The sequence below is a fragment of the Nibrella viscosa genome, assembly GCF_039541875.1.
GTDB lineage: Bacteria > Bacteroidota > Bacteroidia > Cytophagales > Spirosomataceae > Nibrella > Nibrella viscosa.
The window spans coordinates 1-594 of the sequence record NZ_BAABHB010000054.1 but is presented as its reverse complement, the minus strand read 5'-3'; the positions used below and the strand labels follow the sequence as shown (position 1 = coordinate 594).

Genomic DNA, 594 nt, shown 5'->3' with positions numbered 1-594 from the left:
CAAAGAGATGCGAAAATGCGAATTTTAGCTAATCTCAAAAAATAGGATAAAAAGGATATGGATTGTAGCCTGAAATTCGGCTGCATGAATAAGAAATTGCTAGTAATCGTGAATCACTATGTCACGGTGAATATTGCACACATAAGAAGCTTTGTGTGGCAGGTTGATCACGCCGCCGAAGGAATTGAGGATATAGGGCGCGTCAAAGAAGGCCCGGATATAGGCGTGCAGCTCCAGCCGCTGAATAAATTCCAGGAATCCCGGTTGCTGGCCCAGCAGGTGGTGAACGGTTCCGTCCGTATTTACATTCACCCCATTTTTCTCCTGTACACGATGACAGGTTGTGTAAGCTGCCTCTATACCGGCGTTCAGCTCTTCCAGGAAAGCAGGTTCCAGACATTGTCCGAAATGCATCCAGCCACGCTCGCGAATACCTTCGAGGAAGGTATCCACCGGTGTTGTAGGATTAAGGTCTATTAACATGATTTATTCGGTTTTAGGCTCTCCTGTATGAATGATGTCTGCCGGTTCCAGTAGTTTGAATTGTTGCAGCATCGCCTTAACCTGTGGCAGACTGTTGAACATCAGCACGTC

The 594-nt window shown here is 46.6% G+C and carries 1 protein-coding gene and 1 rRNA gene; both read left to right on the top strand.

Features of this window, described 5'->3' with window-relative positions; translation table 11 throughout:
- Positions 1-142: ribosomal RNA gene (locus ABD931_RS29155) — 16S ribosomal RNA — on the top strand; the annotation flags it as partial.
- Between the two features lie 11 nt (positions 143-153).
- Entirely contained in the window at positions 154-480 is a 327-nt protein-coding gene (locus tag ABD931_RS29150) for a hypothetical protein (protein WP_345271657.1), read from the top strand.
- Positions 481-594 lie beyond the last annotated feature (114 nt).